The 16783-nt window shown below is 31.3% G+C and carries 15 protein-coding genes; 13 read left to right on the top strand and 2 right to left on the bottom strand.

The genetic code is table 11. The features are described 5' to 3' along the window. Positions 1–192: 192 nt before the first annotated feature. The 13 genes from lpdA (at position 193) to IPJ23_05270 (ending at position 14430) form a co-directional block, all read left to right on the top strand. Entirely contained in the window at positions 193–1596 is a 1404-nt protein-coding gene (gene lpdA, locus IPJ23_05330) for a dihydrolipoyl dehydrogenase (GenBank protein MBK7630111.1), read from the top strand. After that, entirely contained in the window at positions 1593–2276 is a 684-nt protein-coding gene (gene lipB / locus IPJ23_05325) for a lipoyl(octanoyl) transferase LipB (protein ID MBK7630110.1), read from the top strand. The genes lpdA and lipB overlap by 4 nt, the downstream gene beginning before the upstream one ends. A 17-nt stretch (positions 2277–2293) precedes the next feature. Then, on the top strand, positions 2294–4399 hold the full coding sequence (locus IPJ23_05320) for a dehydrogenase E1 component subunit alpha/beta (GenBank protein MBK7630109.1): 2106 nt from the start codon (positions 2294–2296) through the stop codon (positions 4397–4399). 131 nt (positions 4400–4530) lie between these two features. Then, a complete protein-coding gene (locus IPJ23_05315) occupies positions 4531–6282 on the top strand; it encodes a 2-oxo acid dehydrogenase subunit E2 (GenBank protein ID MBK7630108.1) in 1752 nt (583 codons plus the stop codon). Between the two features lie 34 nt (positions 6283–6316). After that, positions 6317–7069: an enoyl-CoA hydratase/isomerase family protein gene (locus IPJ23_05310; protein MBK7630107.1), complete on the top strand. Its 753-nt coding sequence runs from the start codon at positions 6317–6319 to the stop codon at positions 7067–7069. After that, positions 7070–7594 (top strand): adenine phosphoribosyltransferase, encoded by a 525-nt coding sequence (locus tag IPJ23_05305; protein ID MBK7630106.1) that lies wholly within the window; start codon positions 7070–7072, stop codon positions 7592–7594. A gap of 14 nt (positions 7595–7608) precedes the next feature. Beyond that, entirely contained in the window at positions 7609–8586 is a 978-nt protein-coding gene (locus tag IPJ23_05300; GenBank protein MBK7630105.1) for a stage II sporulation protein M, read from the top strand. Next, positions 8567–9400, top strand: a complete 834-nt coding sequence (locus tag IPJ23_05295; GenBank protein ID MBK7630104.1) for a hypothetical protein — start codon at positions 8567–8569, stop codon at positions 9398–9400. The genes IPJ23_05300 and IPJ23_05295 overlap by 20 nt, the downstream gene beginning before the upstream one ends. Then, positions 9387–10214, top strand: coding sequence for a hypothetical protein (locus tag IPJ23_05290; protein ID MBK7630103.1), 828 nt, complete (start codon positions 9387–9389; stop codon positions 10212–10214). Before IPJ23_05295 ends, IPJ23_05290 begins: the two co-directional genes overlap by 14 nt. Positions 10215–10216: 2 nt before the next feature. Next, positions 10217–11398, top strand: coding sequence for a hypothetical protein (locus IPJ23_05285; protein MBK7630102.1), 1182 nt, complete (start codon positions 10217–10219; stop codon positions 11396–11398). Then, positions 11388–12362: a MoxR family ATPase gene (locus tag IPJ23_05280; GenBank protein ID MBK7630101.1), complete on the top strand. Its 975-nt coding sequence runs from the start codon at positions 11388–11390 to the stop codon at positions 12360–12362. The genes IPJ23_05285 and IPJ23_05280 overlap by 11 nt, the downstream gene beginning before the upstream one ends. Then, the gene (locus tag IPJ23_05275; protein ID MBK7630100.1) at positions 12362–13693 is read left to right on the top strand and encodes a DUF58 domain-containing protein; all 1332 of its coding nucleotides are present in this window, start codon (positions 12362–12364) and stop codon (positions 13691–13693) included. The genes IPJ23_05280 and IPJ23_05275 overlap by 1 nt, the downstream gene beginning before the upstream one ends. After that, the gene (locus IPJ23_05270; GenBank protein ID MBK7630099.1) at positions 13693–14430 is read left to right on the top strand and encodes an RDD family protein; all 738 of its coding nucleotides are present in this window, start codon (positions 13693–13695) and stop codon (positions 14428–14430) included. The genes IPJ23_05275 and IPJ23_05270 overlap by 1 nt, the downstream gene beginning before the upstream one ends. Here IPJ23_05270 and rsmI read toward each other — a convergent pair. Continuing rightward, positions 14422–15111, bottom strand: coding sequence for a 16S rRNA (cytidine(1402)-2'-O)-methyltransferase (gene rsmI / locus IPJ23_05265; GenBank protein MBK7630098.1), 690 nt, complete (start codon positions 15109–15111; stop codon positions 14422–14424). The two genes, IPJ23_05270 and rsmI, sit on opposite strands and share 9 nt — an antisense overlap. Positions 15112–15182: 71 nt before the next feature. Then, positions 15183–16553, bottom strand: a complete 1371-nt coding sequence (locus IPJ23_05260; protein MBK7630097.1) for an L-lysine 6-transaminase — start codon at positions 16551–16553, stop codon at positions 15183–15185. Between the last annotated feature and the right edge of the window lie 230 nt (positions 16554–16783).

Below are 16783 nucleotides of genomic sequence, written 5' to 3'. Positions count from 1 at the left end.
AATTTGAATGCAAATATAGAATAAAAATATTTCAAGAGATAAAAAAGTGCAAAAACATCTCTTATATGAAGAAAATAATTAGATTTACTTCAATATGACTCGCAAGTCATAAAAGCGAGCTAATTCATTTCATTTTTTTGATATGCTGTATATATTTGCCCACCAAAAGCAACTAATCAGGATTATTTTTTTATGACTAACAAATATCAAATTGCTATTCTCGGTGGTGGTCCGGGTGGATATGTCGCTGCAATAAGAGCAGCACAATTAGGATTTAAAACAGTTGTAATTGATAAGGATAATTTAGGCGGAATTTGTTTGAATTGGGGCTGTATTCCAACAAAATCACTTCTAAAAAACGCTGAGATTTTTGATAATATTAAGAATCATGGTAAAGATTTTGGAATCTACACAAAAGAACTTTCCTTCAATTTTAATGAGATAATAAAGAGAAGCCGTGGCATTTCCGATAAGATTACAAAAAATGTTGAGATGCTGATTAAGAAAAATAAGATTGATAGGATTCGGGGTTTTGGTAAACTAATCAGTCAAAATGAAATTGCTATTTTGGACAAAGACGGCAAACAAACTGAAACATTAAACTCAGATAACATTATTGTTGCAACAGGTGCCCGCCCAAAAACTTTTCCAAATATTCCTATTGATAGAAAAAATATTATTACAAGTACTGAGGCGATGAATCTTCCCGAACAACCAAAGGAATTAATAATAATTGGTGCCGGCGCAATTGGAATTGAATTTGCATATTTCTATTCTGTTTTAGGGACAAAGGTAACTGTGATTGAAATGCTTGATAATATTCTACCTGTTGAAGATGTTGAAGTTTCACAGGCACTTGAAAAGAATTTTAAGAAACGTGGAATTGAAATCTTTACTAAGACAACTGTTGAAAAAGCTGAAGTAAAAGGAAAAAAAGTTTTAGTTACGATAAATCAAAACGGACAGAAAAAAGAATTAAGCGCTGATAAGGTATTAAGTGCAATCGGTGTAACCGGAAATGTTGAAGGTTTTGGATTAGAAGAATTGAAAATCGAATTATTTAAGAATCATATTAAGGTTGATAAAAAAACTTATCAAACAAATATTAAAAATATTTATGCAATTGGCGATGTTATTGGTCCGCCGTGGCTTGCACACGTTGCATCTGCTGAAGGGATTCATTGTGTTGAATCAATAAAAGGAATTAAAAATCCGGAGATTGATTATGAAAATATTCCAGGTTGTACATATTGCCAACCTCAAGTTGCAAGTGTTGGATTGACCGAAGCAAAAGCACGCGAACTTGGCTATGATTTAAAAATTGGAAAGTTTCCTTTTATGGCAAGTGGTAAAGCTTTTGCCGTTGGGGAACGTGAAGGATTTGTTAAGTTAATTTTCGATGCTAAATACGGCGAATTACTTGGCGGTCATATTATCGGAAGTGAAGCAACAGAGCTTATTGCTGAAGTTGCGCTTGCACGAGCAATGGAAGCGACTGGACACTCAATAATTAAAACTGTTCATGCACATCCAACTTTATCAGAATCGATTATGGAAGCTGCTGCTAATGCTTATGGTGAGGCGATACATATTTGAGAAAATTTGTTTATTGTGATTTAGATTCAATTGATTACAAAGAAGCATGGGATTTGCAAAAGAATATTCATCTGTTAAGAGTAGAAAACAAAATTGATGATGTATTTTTTATTCTCGAACATCCGCACACTTATACTCTCGGTAAAACTGCGGATAAACAAAATTTAGTAGGTGATCAAAATTATTTAAAAGATAATAAAATTTCCGTTTACGATATAGATCGTGGTGGAGACATTACTTATCACGGTCCGGGACAAATAGTTGGTTATCCAATTATTAACCTTACAAATTGGAAACAGGATACACACAAATATTTAAGAGCGATTGAAGAAGTTATTATTCAAGTTTGTGCAGATTATGGTTTGAATGGAAGTAGAGTTGATAAATACACAGGTGTTTGGATAGCAGATAGAAAAATTTGTGCGATAGGAATTAAAGTTAGCAGGTGGATTACAATGCACGGCTTTGCTTTTAATATCAATACTGATTTGAATTTGTTTAATGGTATAATTCCATGCGGAATATCCGATAAAGCTGTTACCTCTTTGAGTAAAGAATCACAAAAAGAAATAATTATTAAAGAGGTGAAAGAAAAAATTATTCATCATTTTAGTAAGGTTTTTAATTATAACCAGATTGAATTTAAATCGAAAGAAGACATATTAAGTTTAGTTTCCTAAAACAATAAGGTTTTTTAATGGCAAAGAAAACAACATCAACAGAAAAAAAATCGAAAGAAAAAAGTTCGATTAAACCAACAAATGGAAAAAATGAAACGGTAAAAGTTGGTAAAGAAGAATTTACAAAAGATAAATTATTGCAAGTTCTAAAAACGATGTTGCGAGCGCGAAATGTTGATAATAAAGCAATGAATTTACTTAGACAAGGAAAAACATTTTTTCACATTGCCGGTGCAGGACACGAAGCCGTGCAGCTTGCAATTGGTTTGTCACTAAATCCAAAAAAAGATTGGTTTTTTCCGTACTACCGTGATTTGGCAACTGTGTTAACAGCTGGTCTAACTCCGGAAGAAGTATTTCTAGGAACTTTCGGAAAAGCGGATGATCCGGCAAGCGGAGGAAGACAATTACCTGTTCATTGGGGTTCTAAAAATTTTAATCTACCATCACAATCATCTCCAACTGGTACACAATTTTTACAAGCAGTGGGAGCTGCATTAGCATCAGTTAAAAGAGGAGAACGAAATATATCTTATGTAAGCAGTGGCGAAGGAACGACATCCCAGGGTGAATTTCACGAAGCCGTTAATTGGGCTAGCCGTGAAAAATTACCAGTACTTTTTGTAATTCAGAATAATAAGTACGCAATCTCGGTTCACGTTTCAAATCAAACAGGAGGAAAAGACAGTTCAATTGCTGAGATGATGGAAGGATTTCACAATCTTCATCGTGCAAGAATTGATGGAACGGATTTTTTCCAATCTTTTGAGAAGGTTCAAGAAGCAATTGAATATATTAAAAGTGGTAAAGGTCCTGCTCTTATCGAAGCAGATGTTGTGCGATTAGAATCTCATTCATCTTCAGATGATCAAAAAAAATATCGAGATAAGAAGGAACTTGAAGAAGATTTAAAGAAATGTCCGATTGAAAAATTTGCTCAAGTATTACTGGAAAAAAGATTTCTAAATCAGAAAGATTATGAGGATTTAAAGGTTAAAATCAACGAGGAAATTAGCGAAGCCGCTGATAAGGCACTGCACTCCTCTGACCCAAAACCTGATGAAGCAACAAAATATGTTTTTGATGAAAGTGGTTTTAAAGAATCACTTGATTATGAATCATCAACACCAAGTGGAAATAAAATTGTTATGGTTGATGCCATTAATCACGCATTACACGAAGAGATGGAAAAAAATTCTGAGATGTTCATCTTTGGTGAAGATATTGAAGATGGAAAAGGCGGTGTGTTTACGGCAACAAAAGGTTTATCAACCAGGTTTACTAAAAAAAGAGTTTTCAACTCACCGCTCGCTGAGGCAAGTATAATGGGCGTTGCGGTTGGTATGTCGCTAACAGGCATGAAACCTGTTGTAGAAATTCAATTTGGAGATTACATTTTTCCCGGATTTATGCAAATGAAAAATGAAATGGCACCAATGCGGTATCGCTCTAATAATTCATGGTCTGCACCTGTTGTTACTCGTGTTGCTGTTGGCGGATACATTCACGGTGGTTTGTGTCATAGTCAAAATATTGAAGCATTCTTTTCACACATTCCAGGAATTTTTATCGCATATCCTAGTAATGCAGCGGATGCAAAAGGATTACTTAAAACAGCATGCAGAATTAAAGATCCGGTTTTATTTTGCGAGCATAAAGGATTATACAGACAAAGTTTTGCAATCACACCCGAGCCGGATGAGAATTATTTGTTATCATTTGGTAAAGCAAAAGTAGTTAGAGAAGGAACTAATGTTACGGTAGTATCCTGGGGAGTTTCTTTATGGGATTCAATGATTGCCGCAAAGAAATTGGAAGATGAAGATTTTTCTGTGGAAGTAATTGATATTAGAACAATTGTTCCTTTGGACGAAGAAACAATTTACAACTCAGTTAAAAAAACAAATAAAGTAATTATAATCCACGAAGACACGATGTTTGGAGGATTTGGTGCCGAGATTGCAGCTCGTATTGCAGATAATTGTTTTCAATATCTTGATGCACCCGTAAAAAGAATTGCCGCAAAGGACGCGCATATTCCTTATGCACCAATCTTGGAAAATGCAGTTTTACCAAGTCGTGATGATATTTACAAAGGAATAAAAGATTTACTTAAGTATTAATAAATCGATTTATCGAATAATGCGAGTGATGTCGATCTGTATTAGAGTTCAGATATCTCGCTTTGCTCGTTATGACTCTATAATTAAAAATTGAACATTAAGCATTTAACATTTGTGAATAGGAGTTTCTTATGGATATAATAATGCCGAAAATGGGTGAGAGTGTTAATGAAGGCACAATCATAAAATGGCATAAACAAGTTGGTGATGCTGTTAAACGTGATGAAATTATTTTTGAGATCAGCACTGATAAAGTTGATACTGAAATTCCTGCTGCGGAAGCTGGAATATTATCTGAAATAATAGTTAAAGAAGGTGATACAGTTGAGGTTGGAACTGTTGTTGCAAAAATAAATACTGGCGGAAAAGAATTAGTAGAAACTCCGATTGAAAAAGAGACACCAGAACCAATAAGTAGTTCTTCCAAAAATAGAATGGAAGAAAAAGAAGTCATTTCGAAGGAGTCTTCGACTGAGAAATCTACTCGACCTGAAGTTAATGATATTTCTCCCTACGATCGAAATAATGAAAACAATATTAATTCTGGAACTAACTCATCTACAATATCAAATACGGCAAATAGTAATGTGATTGAAATTGCAATGCCAAAAATGGGTGAATCAGTAATGGAAGGAACTATTATTAAGTGGTATAAGAAAGTTGGTGACGCAGTTAAGAAAGATGAAACAATTTTTGAAATTAGCACAGATAAAGTTGATACAGAAATTCCATCACCAGAAGCTGGAACATTAACAGAAATTCTTGTTGGCGAGCAGGAAACCGTTGAAGTTGGAACTATCGTTGCAAAACTTGGAGTAGGAGGTAAAGTTAAAGAGCAGGTTTCCCAAACAGTCAAGCAGGAGAAAGTTCAAGCTCAAGACGTAGTTTCAATGCATGATAATTTTTCCAAAAGCGTTGATATAATACCTGAAGGAAATGGAACAAGTGCAGGATTTTATTCGCCTCTTGTTTTAAGCATTACACAAAAAGAAAATATAAGTTTTGATGAATTAAAATCTATAACTGGAACTGGATTGGAAGGAAGAGTTTCTAAGAAAGATATTCTTAAGTATTTAGAAAATCGAAAATCACAACCGGATCAAAAAGTTCAAGAAAAGAAAGAAATTAAAACTACTTCATCAATTCCAACTACTTCGCAAACTGTTTATAATTCAGCTGATGTTGAAAAAATTCCAATGGACAATATTCGTATGAGAATTATGGATCACATGGTTCATAGTCGTGATACATCTGTTCACGTTACAGGGCTGATTGAAGTTGACATGACACGCATTCATAATTTTATAACTGCTAATAAGGAAGAGATTATCAAAAATGAAAATGCAAAGATTACATACATGGCTTTTATTGCGGATGCTGTTGTTAAATCGTTAAAAAAATATCCTCTTGTTAATTCAAGTATAGATGGTAATTCAATTCTGCAAAAGAAATTTATCAATCTTGGAATTGCTGTCGCGATTGAACCAACTGGATTAATCGTACCAAATATTAAAGGTGCCGGCGATAGAAATGTAGTTGGATTAGCAAAAGCAATTGCAGATTTAGCTAATCGTGCAAGAACCAAAAAATTAACTCCCGATGATATTTCAAACGGAACTTTTACAATTACAAATTATGGTGTTTTCGGAACTATATTTGGAACGCCAATTATTAATCAACCTGAAGTTGCAATTCTTGGAGTTGGCGCAGTTCAGAAAAAGCCGGTTGTAATTGAAGTTGACGGGTCTGATACATTTGCTGTAAGACATATTATGGCACTAACACTGTCACACGACCACAGATTAGTTGATGGTATGTTAGGTGGAATGTTTTTGAAAAATATTAAAGAAACACTTGAAAATTTTGAAGGTGTTCTGAATTAAGTGAAAGTGAAAATTATAATATTTAATTTATCAGATGATAAAATCAAAAATAATAAATAATGCTGGAATAATATTTCTTGCACGACCAGAAAAACGAAATGCTTTAAATCCTACTTTAATTAAAAATCTAAAAGATAAGCTAATTGAATTCAAAAATAATGATAATATTAAATCTATAATAATTACTGGGGAAGGAAATTCATTTTGTGCCGGAGCTGATTTAGAATATCTTAAGAGCCTATCGAGTAACTCCACAATTGAAAATTACAATGATTCAAAATCACTAGCAGAGTTATTTGTATCGATTTATGAATATCCAAAACCAACGATTGCGGCAGTAAACGGATCAGCAATTGCGGGCGGCTGCGGACTAGCATCTGTTTGTGATTTTATCCTTGCACATCCTGAAAAAAGTAAATTTGGCTACAGCGAAGTAAAAATTGGATTCATTCCTGCCATCGTTTCTATCTTTTTAATTAAAAAAGTTGGAGAAGGTTTGGCTAAACAATTGTTAATGGATGGTGAAATTATCTCAGGACAAAGAGCATATGAGATTGGATTTGTAAATTATTTGGTCGAAAATGTTTTAGATGAATCTATCAGTCTTGCTGAAAAAATTAATAAAAATTCTGTGGAAAGTTTGAGACTTACAAAAGAAATGATAAATAATATTTCAAATCTTTCTGTATGTGATGCAGTAAACTATTGTGTTGGATTAAATACAATAAGCAGATCTACAGAAGATTTTAAAAATGGGATTGATAATTTTCTTAGCAAGGATAAATAAATGGATTTAAAATCCCATATCAGAAATGTAAATGATTTTCCAAAACAGGGGATTATGTTTCGTGACATAACTACTCTTCTCAAAAATCCTGAAGCTTTTAATTATACGTTAGAGCAACTTCTAAGTTTTACGAAAGGGAAAAAGATAGATAAAGTAGTTGGAATTGAGTCACGAGGGTTTATTTTTGGTTCTCCACTTGCACATAAACTTAATTGTGGTTTTATTCCTGTTCGCAAACCGGGAAAACTACCTGCAGAAAAAGTTTCAATTTCATATTCGCTTGAGTATGGCGAAGACAAACTTGAAATGCACATAGATGCAATCCAGCCGGGAGATAAAGTATTGGTGCATGATGATTTACTTGCTACTGGCGGCACAATGAATGCTGTTTGCCAGTTGATTGAACAACTTGGTGGTGAAATTGTTCAGGTATCTTTTATTGTTGAATTATCATTTTTAAAAGGTCGTGATAAATTAAAATCTTATGATGTCCGATCGATTGTTGATTATATGAATGAAGATTAAAAATAAATCCAATATTGAAAGAAGTACAATTCATAAAAAATAATTCCGAACGATGGCGGGAAGTAGAATTATTCCTTTCAAAAAAGACATCGTTTAAAGATCCAGATAAGTTAGCTGAATTATTCATCCAGTTAACTGATGATCTTTCGTATTCAAAAACATTTTATTCTCAAAGCAAAACAACTCAATATTTAAATAGCCTTACTTCAAAAGTTCATCAATCTGTTTACAAAAATAAAAAAGAAAAGGGTAGCAGAATAATTTCATTCTGGAAATATGAGCTACCTGAAATATTTTATGCAAGAAGAAAAGAATTATTGATTTCATTCATTATATTTTTTGTTGCAGTTGTAATTGGCATTGTTTCATCAGCGGGTGATACCGGTTTTGTTCGATTGATTCTTGGTGATAGTTATGTTAACATGACGCTTGAAAACATTGATCAGGGGGACCCTCTTGCAGTTTATAAAAAGATGAATGGTGTTGATATGTTTATGGGAATAACATTTAATAATATTCGAGTTTCATTTTATACATTTATGTCAGGCTTGCTGCTTTCAGTAGGTACTGTTATGCTTTTACTTTACAATGGAATTATGCTCGGAACCTTTCATCATTTTTTCTTTGAACGTAATTTATTATTTAAATCATTATCCATAATTTGGATTCACGGAACGATTGAAATATCATCTATCATTATTGCTGGGGCTGCAGGATTAATTTTGGGTAACAGTATTTTATTTCCAAAAACTTATTCAAGAAGACAATCATTTTTAATTGCCGCAAAAGATGGAGTTAAAATTATTATTGGTTTAATTCCTCTTTTTATTATTGCAGGATTTCTTGAATCATTTGTTACTCGATACACTAAAATGCAGGTGTTTATAAATCTGACCATTATTATTTCATCATTATCTTTTATTATTTGGTATGTTGTTATTTATCCAACAAAATTAAGCAGGAGAGAAGTAAATGAATCCAAAGAAAATTGAGTTCCAGCTGTATAGAGATTTTGGACAAATCCTCAGTGCCACATTTGAATTTCTTAGAGAAAACTTTAAACAATTAGCTAAGTCGTTAATATTTTTAGTCGGTCCATTTATATTACTAACTGGCATTTTTGGCGGACTTTATCAAAAAGAAATGTTTTCATTCGTTCCAACTTCTACGTCGCTTAGCCAATTCGGTATGTCAATTGGATTATACATCTTGGCTGCATCTCTTACTATGTTAATGCTTATTAATACTGTCTATTCGTTTATCGTAATTTACATTAGAAAAGAAGATGAATCAGAGATACAAGTTGACGAAGTATGGAATATTGCTAAGAGCAATATCTTAAAAATTATTCTTTTAAGTATTGGTTATACAGTAGTAACGATATTTGCATCAATACTTTTAATAATCCCAGGAATTTATGTGAGCGTTGCGTTAATGATAATTTATATTGTTGCAATAAATGAAAACAAAGGTTTTTTTGATGCAATGAGCCGATGTTTTTATCTTATAAAAAATAAATGGTGGTTCACTTTTGGTCTATTAATTGTATTAGGGTTAATTCAAGGCTTCATGGGATTTTTATTTCAAATTCCTCAGTACATAGCAATGTTTTTTGTGGCATTTAATTCTATTGATGGAAATGGAATGAATAGTACAACAGAAATTATTTTTATAATTACCACAATTATCGCATCGTTAAACTTTTTATTTTATTCAATTAGTTTTGTTGGAATTGCATTTCATTATTTCAGTCTTGTTGAACAGAAAGAAGCCAAAGGATTATTGAATAAAATTGAATCGATTTAAATTCATATCAATCATTCTGTTGCTTTGTAATACTGTTTTGGTGGGTACCAATTTTGCCCAAGGCGCATCTCCTGCAAAACCAGAAAATGGGGACAATTATAATTCATTTCAGCAAGTAGATGTTGTTGACTCTAGTACTAAAAATTCACATATCAAACACATAATTCATATTCCACTCCAATATGATTCTTCTGATATAATTTTTCGTTCTGTTGACTCAGCAACGATTTTAATCCATCTAAAGGACAAAGACTTTAAATATTTTGAGGATCCCGAATACTCTAAAACACTTTGGGAAAGATTGATGGATTGGCTCAGCAGACAATTTGCTAAGTTAACTCAATACGATTCTTATTATACGGCGTGGGATATTTTCATGTACATTTTAATTGCGCTTGCAGTAACCGCAATTATTTTTGGATTTTACAGATCTGAGTTTAAAGGATTGTTGATTTCAATTAAAAAGAATAGTCAACTTAATGTTTCGGAATCATTGGAAAATATTCACTCTTTAGATTATGAAAAAATGATTGAAGATGCGATCGCTAATAAGAATTTTAGATATGCAATAAGATTAAATTATTTAAGAACATTAAAAATTCTTTCTGATAAAAAGATTATCAATTGGAAAACTGATAAAACAAATAACGAATTTATAAATGAAATAAAGTACTCAACTCTAAAAGAAAAATTCAATAATATTACTTTGGATTTTGAATATATATGGTATGGCGAATTTGAGATTGATCAAACTTCATATAATCAGTTACAAAATAGTTATTCAGATTTTAATTCTTTTTTGGAAACAGTGTAAGAATGAAAAATCTAAAATTTATACTTCCCGTTACTATCGTATTTATAATATTAGTTTTAGTGAAACTTGTTACTCCTGAGCCGACAGATTGGAATCCAACTTATTCTAAGAATGATAAAATACCCTACGGCTCTTATCTTTTGTATGAAACACTTAAGGATTTATTTCCGAATCAAAATATAGAATCAACAAATCTTCCATTTTATAATATCACTCGCGAAAGAAAAATTGAAAATAAAAACATCATAATTATCTGCCGCAGTTTTGAACCAGATGATCTTGATGCAAAAGTTTTAAAAGGATTACTAAATAGTGGTAACGATATTTTTATTGCAGCAAATATCTTTGGAAAATTTATTACAGATACTTTAAAACTATCCACAAATTATTCTTTTTTTGGCGGATATGATTCAATTAAAGTAAATATTTCAAATCCTAATCTTTTGCGAGAAACTGACTACTGTTTTACGAAAGGAAACTATAATCACTATTTTACATCTTTTGATACTAGTAAAGTAATTGTACTAGGTACAAATAATAATGATGATGTTAATTTTATTAAAGTAAATTTTGGAAAAGGAAATTTATATCTGAGTACCATCCCAAATATCTTCACTAATTATAATTTATTAAAAGCAGATAGAGATTATATATTTAAAAGTTTGTCATATCTAAAATTGAGAGATGTAATTTGGGATGAATACTATAAAGAAGCGAATAAATATCAAAGTTCACCGATCAGATTTATTTTAAGTCAGCCTTCACTAAAATGGGCTTATTTTACTTTGCTAGTTTCATTAATCTTTTTTGTGATCTTTAAAGGAAGACGAGATCAGCGTATTATTCCATTAATAAAGCCTTTAGCAAATACCACAATGGAGTTTGTAAACACAGTTGGTAATCTTTATTACAAACAATCCAATCACAAAAATATTGCAGAAAAAAAAATCACTTATTTCTTAGATTATCTGAGAACAAAATATTCTGTGAAGACAATACAGTTAAATGATGTATTGATTGCTCAATTATCCGAAAAAAGTTATGTGGAACGAAAAGAAATTAAAAAAATGTTTGATTTAATAAATCTGGTTTCAATTTCTAAATCAATAAAACAAGTAACCTTAATAGAATTAAATAATTTTATAGAAAACTTTTACACTAAAACAGGTGCTTATGGAAAATAATATTGGTAACAGAACTGATTTGTCGTCATTAAAAGAATCAGTTGAAAAAGTTAAAATTGAAATAAGAAAAATTATTGTTGGGCAGGATTATACAATTGAGCTTCTACTTGCTTCAATATTTGCTGATGGACATGTTCTTATCGAAGGTGTTCCGGGGATTGCAAAAACCTTGCTTGCAAAAATACTAGCAAAAACAATTTCGGCAGATTTTTCCAGGATTCAATTTACGCCAGATTTAATGCCATCTGATATTCTTGGAACATCAGTTTACAATATGAAAACCTCCGAATTTGAATATAAAAAGGGTCCAATATTTTCAAATATAATTTTGATTGATGAAATAAATCGTTCCCCCGCAAAAACGCAAGCAGCTCTATTTGAAGTGATGGAAGAACGACAGATCACGATGGATGGGCATACTTACAAATTAGAAAATCCATTTGTAGTTTTTGCAACGCAAAATCCTATTGAGCATGAAGGAACATATAAACTCCCCGAAGCACAATTAGACAGATTTCTTTTTAAGATTGAAATGAGTTATCCAACTTTAGAAGAAGAAACAAAAATCTTACTTGAGTATAATGATCGCAAATCAAAAAATGACTTGAGTATGATTCAACCAATATTTACAAAAGAACAACTTGCTGCGTTTAGTTTGCAGATAAGTTCAATCCATATTGAAGAAAAAATAGTTGCTTATATTGCTAATATTGTTAACCAAACACGTAAAAATGGTGATTTATATTTGGGGGCTTCCCCGCGTGCTTCAATCGCTATTATGACAGGCGCTAAAGCACTGGCTGCAATTCGCGGTAGAGATTTTGTGAATCCTGATGATGTTAAAGAAATTACATTCCCTTCATTAAAGCATAGAATAATTTTAACTCCTGAAAAAGAGATGGAAGGTAAAACCACTGATGAAATTATTCAGCAAATTCTGAATCGTGTTGAGGTTCCACGATAATGCGTGTTGTTAAGGAGTTCTATCTTACTGAAAAATTTCTATTATCGGCGATCTCTATTGTGCTGTTATTTTTCTTTGGATATTTCTTTCCAATCTTATTTTTTGTTTCTAAGATTATACTGATTTCCTTTATAACAATTATCCTGATTGAAACGATAATTCTATTCTTAATTAAACAAGGTTTGTTTGCTGAAAGGGTAATGGCTGAAAGACTTTCAAATGGAGATGATAATGAAGTCAAAATTATCTTAACAAATAATTATGCAATAAAAACCGTTATTAAAATTATTGATGAACTTCCGTTTGTTTTTCAGATTAGAGATTTTGAAATTAATTCTGAAATAGATAAAGCCACTACGAAAATATTTTCATATAATGTTAGACCAGTAAAAAGAGGCGAATATCAATTTGGGGCTATAAATATTTATGTATCAGTATTATTAAATATTGTTTCGCGTCGCTTTAGATTTGAACAGAATAGATCTGTTGCAGTTTATCCATCTTATATTCAAATGAAAAAATATCAGTTGATGGCGGTTTCTGATCGGCTTGTTGAAATAGGAGTAAAAAAAATAAGGCGTATTGGTCATTCATTAGAGTTTGAACAGATCAAAGAATATGTGAATGGTGATGATTACAGAACGATAAACTGGAAAGCAACTGCTCGCAAAAGACAATTAATGGTTAATCATTATGTTGATGAAAAATCGCAGCAGGTTTATTCAATCATTGATCTTGGCAGAACTATGAAAATGCCTTTTGATAAAATGTCACTTGCGGATTATGCAATTAATTCTTCTTTGGTGATTTCAAATATCGCATTGCTCAAACAGGATAAAGCTGGTGTAATTACATTTAATAATAAAGTAACTTCTGTTTTGCCTGCAGAAAGAAATTCTTTGCAGATGAAGAAAATTGTTGAGCTTCTTTACAGTCAGCAAACAGAATATCTTGAATCTGATTATGAAAAACTTGCATCAGTAATTAAATCCCGAATTAAACAACGTAGTTTGCTTTTATTTTACACTAATTTTGAATCTGCAAATTCATTAAAAAGACAATTAAAATATTTTAAGAGTTTAGCTTCGTCTCATTTACTGATTGTTATATTCTTTAAAAATACCGGACTTGATGATGTTTTAAATAAAAGATCTGATTCATTGGAAGAAATTTATAACAAAACAATAGCTGAAAAATTTTCATTTGAGAAAAAAATTATTCAAAAAGAATTAGCAATGCTTGGCATTCAATCAATATTGACTACACCACAGCAGCTTTCTGTAAAGACAATTAATAAATATTTAGAGCTGAAAGCACGGGGAATGATTTAATGGAAAATATTGGGATTGAAACCACACAAAATGTAGATATTCAATACAACATTGCAAGTATTGGTGACCGTGTTTTAGCGCAGATTGTTGATATGTTAATTTTATTTGGTTATGCTTATGCAATGATGTTTGTGCTAATATTATTAAACAATGCTTTTTATAACTCAGCATTTTATTATTCCACAGCAGCCTTTGGAATTTTATACCTGCCATTCTTCTTTTATGATTTTCTTTGTGAGATGTTTTTAAATGGTCAATCAATTGGGAAAAAAATATTAAAAACAAAAGTTGTTAAATTAGATGGTTCACAACCCGGACTAAGCAGTTATTTTTTGAGATGGTTGATAAAACCAATAGATGTTTTTTTTACTTACGGTTCTGTGGGAATAATTACTATGCTTATTAATGGAAAAGGGCAGAGGCTAGGCGATCTTGCTGGAAATACTACAGTCATCAAGTTAAAAAATGAAGTCAAACTTGAAGAGATTCTTATTCCAAAATTATCCCAGAATTACGAAGTGAAATTTCCACAAGTAAGTTTGCTTACAGATAAGGATATTCAAATAATAAAGGAAGTTCTTAATCATAGAAAAAATACTAATATATATTCATATCAGAATATTTTAGATAAAGCGAAGGAAGGAATTTCAAATAAAATGGGCGTACAAAGTGAAATGAATGCCTTATTATTTTTAGATAAAGTGGTTAAGGATTATACTTATTTAAATTCAATTTGAAGTTTCTAAAACTTTCCATTCCTTCGGTGCAATAACAACAACAAACTCACCCTTAGTAGTTTTTTGATCAAAGTTATCTAATATCTCACTTGGAAATCCACGCCATGTTTCTTCAAACTTTTTTGTAATTTCTCTGCAAACAACAAGGAATCTACTTGGTAAATACTCATTTAATTCATTTAATAATTTTTCAATTCTATAAGTTGATTCATAAAGAACTATCGTGCGTTTTTCTTCTGCTAGCTCTTTTAGTTTTGTTTGTCTTCCTTTTTTTTGAGGAAGAAATCCTTCAAATACGAAAGCATCAGTAGGTAAACCGCTCATACTTAATGCTGCAATTAAAGCAGATGCCCCAGGAATTGGGATAATTTCGATTCCATTACTTATACAAGCTGAAACAAGCCTTACTCCAGGATCAGAAATTAATGGTGTGCCTGCATCAGAAATTAAAGCTGCTGTTTGATTCGATAAAATTCTGTTAACAATAAAATCAATTTTATTATTTTCGTTAAAAGCATTTAATGAAATTAGTTCTTTTTTTATTTCAAAGTGATTAAGAAGGTTCCCTGATGTTCGTGTATCTTCGCACAAAATAAAATCAACTTCTTTTAGAGTTTCTATTGCTCGAAGTGTAATATCTTTAAGATTGCCAATTGGTGTGCTAACGATGTAAAGTTTCATACTTAAAAATAGTTTAAAACAGTTACGGCTCCAACAATGGAGCCGCACCGTGCAAGTAGTTAATATATATTTTAGTTATTGGACGACATTAAACTTAAAACTTTTCGGATAATTGTCAAGCCCTTATCGATTTCATTTTCTGTAATATTTAATGGAGGTCTAAATCGGATTGATTTTTCACCGCAGCCTAAAATCATAAGTTTTTCTTTATAACAATTTTCTCTAAATGTATTTCTAATTTCGGTGGTGGGTAAATTAAAGGAGCACATAAGTCCCAATCCACGAACATTAGAAATTAAATTTGGGAACTCTTCCTTTATTTTTATAAGTTTATATTTTAAATGCTCACCTACTTTTTTAGAATTATCAACTAGATTTTCATTTTTAATAACATCAAGAATAAATTTTGACCTAACCATATCGGTAAGATCAGCACCCCATGTGGAATTTATTCTGCTTGATACTTTAAATACGTTATCTTCAATATCATCAACTCTGTCAGAAACCATAATGCCGCAAACTTGTGCTTTTTTTCCGAAAGCAATTATATCTGGTTTAACATAATGATCAGCAGCCCAGAACTTTCCTGTTAATCCAAATCCAGTTTGAACTTCATCAAACATGAGCAAGATTTCATTTTCATTAGCAATTTCACGGAGCTTCATTAAAAATTCTTTACGGAAAAAATTATCTCCACCTTCTGCTTGAATTGGTTCTATAATTATAACCGCAATATCATCCAGATTCTTTTTGATTGCTAAATTAATTTCTGCTATTGCTTTTTCTTCAAGTTGGATTACTTCCTCTAAATGATCTTCTAGAGGAAATATTATTTTAGGATTTGTAATGCGTGGCCAATCAAATTTAGGAAAGTACTTAACTTTAGTAGGATCAGTATTTGTAAGTGACATTGTATATCCACTTCTTCCATGAAAAGCTTCTTTGAAGTGAATTACTTTATGACCTTTTTCTTCTTTATATCCTTTAAGAAAATTCTTTCTAACTTTCCAATCGAAAGCAACTTTTAGTCCATTTTCAACAGCAAGTGCACCGCCGGAAATGAAAAATAAATGTTTCATATAATTTGGTTTTGCAACTTTTGCAAAAGTTTCAACAAACTCAGCCATATAAGTTGTATAGATATCTGAATTGGAAGGTTTATTAATCGCAACTTTTCCTAGAGTCTCTTTAACTTCTTTAGAATATAAATAGGGATGGTTTAAACCGATTGGTGAAGATGCAAAGAATGTAAAAAAGTCATGATATTCGTCACCTGTTACCTCATCAACGATAGTAACGCCTTTACTTTTTTCCAAATCAAGAATAATTTCAAAACCATCTGCAAGCATATATTTGGATAATGTTGGAATAACCTGATCCGCTGAAATTGAGGGGGCGTAATTTTTTTTAATTTTGTTTTCGTCTGTTGTATATATATTCATTTTCTACTCCTGATAGATAATGAGTGAATAATTAAGTGATTAATAAATAGATGAGAAAAGAGTAGAAATTAGAATACGTTTTCGAAGCTTGAAACAAAATAGCTTCTTTGTAATGTTGAAAAATATTTAAACAAATCGTTCATAAATTAAAATTTCTTTAATGCAATATAGAAAAGATGAACTGTAATTTCATAAAAATTCTAAAAGAATGTAAAAATTTATTTTATAAA

This window comes from Ignavibacteriales bacterium, from assembly GCA_016709765.1.
Lineage (GTDB): Bacteria > Bacteroidota > Ignavibacteria > Ignavibacteriales > Ignavibacteriaceae > IGN3.
Note: the sequence above shows the minus strand (reverse complement) of the source record. Positions and strands in the feature narration are given on the sequence as shown.

What these genes read in the sequence shown, in the direction of transcription:
- lpdA (MBK7630111.1), top strand. Translation starts at nt 193, where the DNA reads ATGACTAACAAATATCAAATTGCTATTCTCGGTGGTGGTCCGGGTGGA.
- IPJ23_05320 (MBK7630109.1), top strand. Translation starts at nt 2,294, where the DNA reads ATGGCAAAGAAAACAACATCAACAGAAAAAAAATCGAAAGAAAAAAGT.
- IPJ23_05315 (MBK7630108.1), top strand. Translation starts at nt 4,531, where the DNA reads ATGGATATAATAATGCCGAAAATGGGTGAGAGTGTTAATGAAGGCACA.
- IPJ23_05310 (MBK7630107.1), top strand. Translation starts at nt 6,317, where the DNA reads ATGATAAAATCAAAAATAATAAATAATGCTGGAATAATATTTCTTGCA.
- IPJ23_05305 (MBK7630106.1), top strand. Translation starts at nt 7,070, where the DNA reads ATGGATTTAAAATCCCATATCAGAAATGTAAATGATTTTCCAAAACAG.
- IPJ23_05295 (MBK7630104.1), top strand. Translation starts at nt 8,567, where the DNA reads ATGAATCCAAAGAAAATTGAGTTCCAGCTGTATAGAGATTTTGGACAA.
- IPJ23_05285 (MBK7630102.1), top strand. Translation starts at nt 10,217, where the DNA reads ATGAAAAATCTAAAATTTATACTTCCCGTTACTATCGTATTTATAATA.
- IPJ23_05280 (MBK7630101.1), top strand. Translation starts at nt 11,388, where the DNA reads ATGGAAAATAATATTGGTAACAGAACTGATTTGTCGTCATTAAAAGAA.
- IPJ23_05275 (MBK7630100.1), top strand. Translation starts at nt 12,362, where the DNA reads ATGCGTGTTGTTAAGGAGTTCTATCTTACTGAAAAATTTCTATTATCG.
- IPJ23_05270 (MBK7630099.1), top strand. Translation starts at nt 13,693, where the DNA reads ATGGAAAATATTGGGATTGAAACCACACAAAATGTAGATATTCAATAC.
- rsmI (MBK7630098.1), bottom strand. Translation starts at nt 15,111, where the DNA reads ATGAAACTTTACATCGTTAGCACACCAATTGGCAATCTTAAAGATATT.
- IPJ23_05260 (MBK7630097.1), bottom strand. Translation starts at nt 16,553, where the DNA reads ATGAATATATATACAACAGACGAAAACAAAATTAAAAAAAATTACGCC.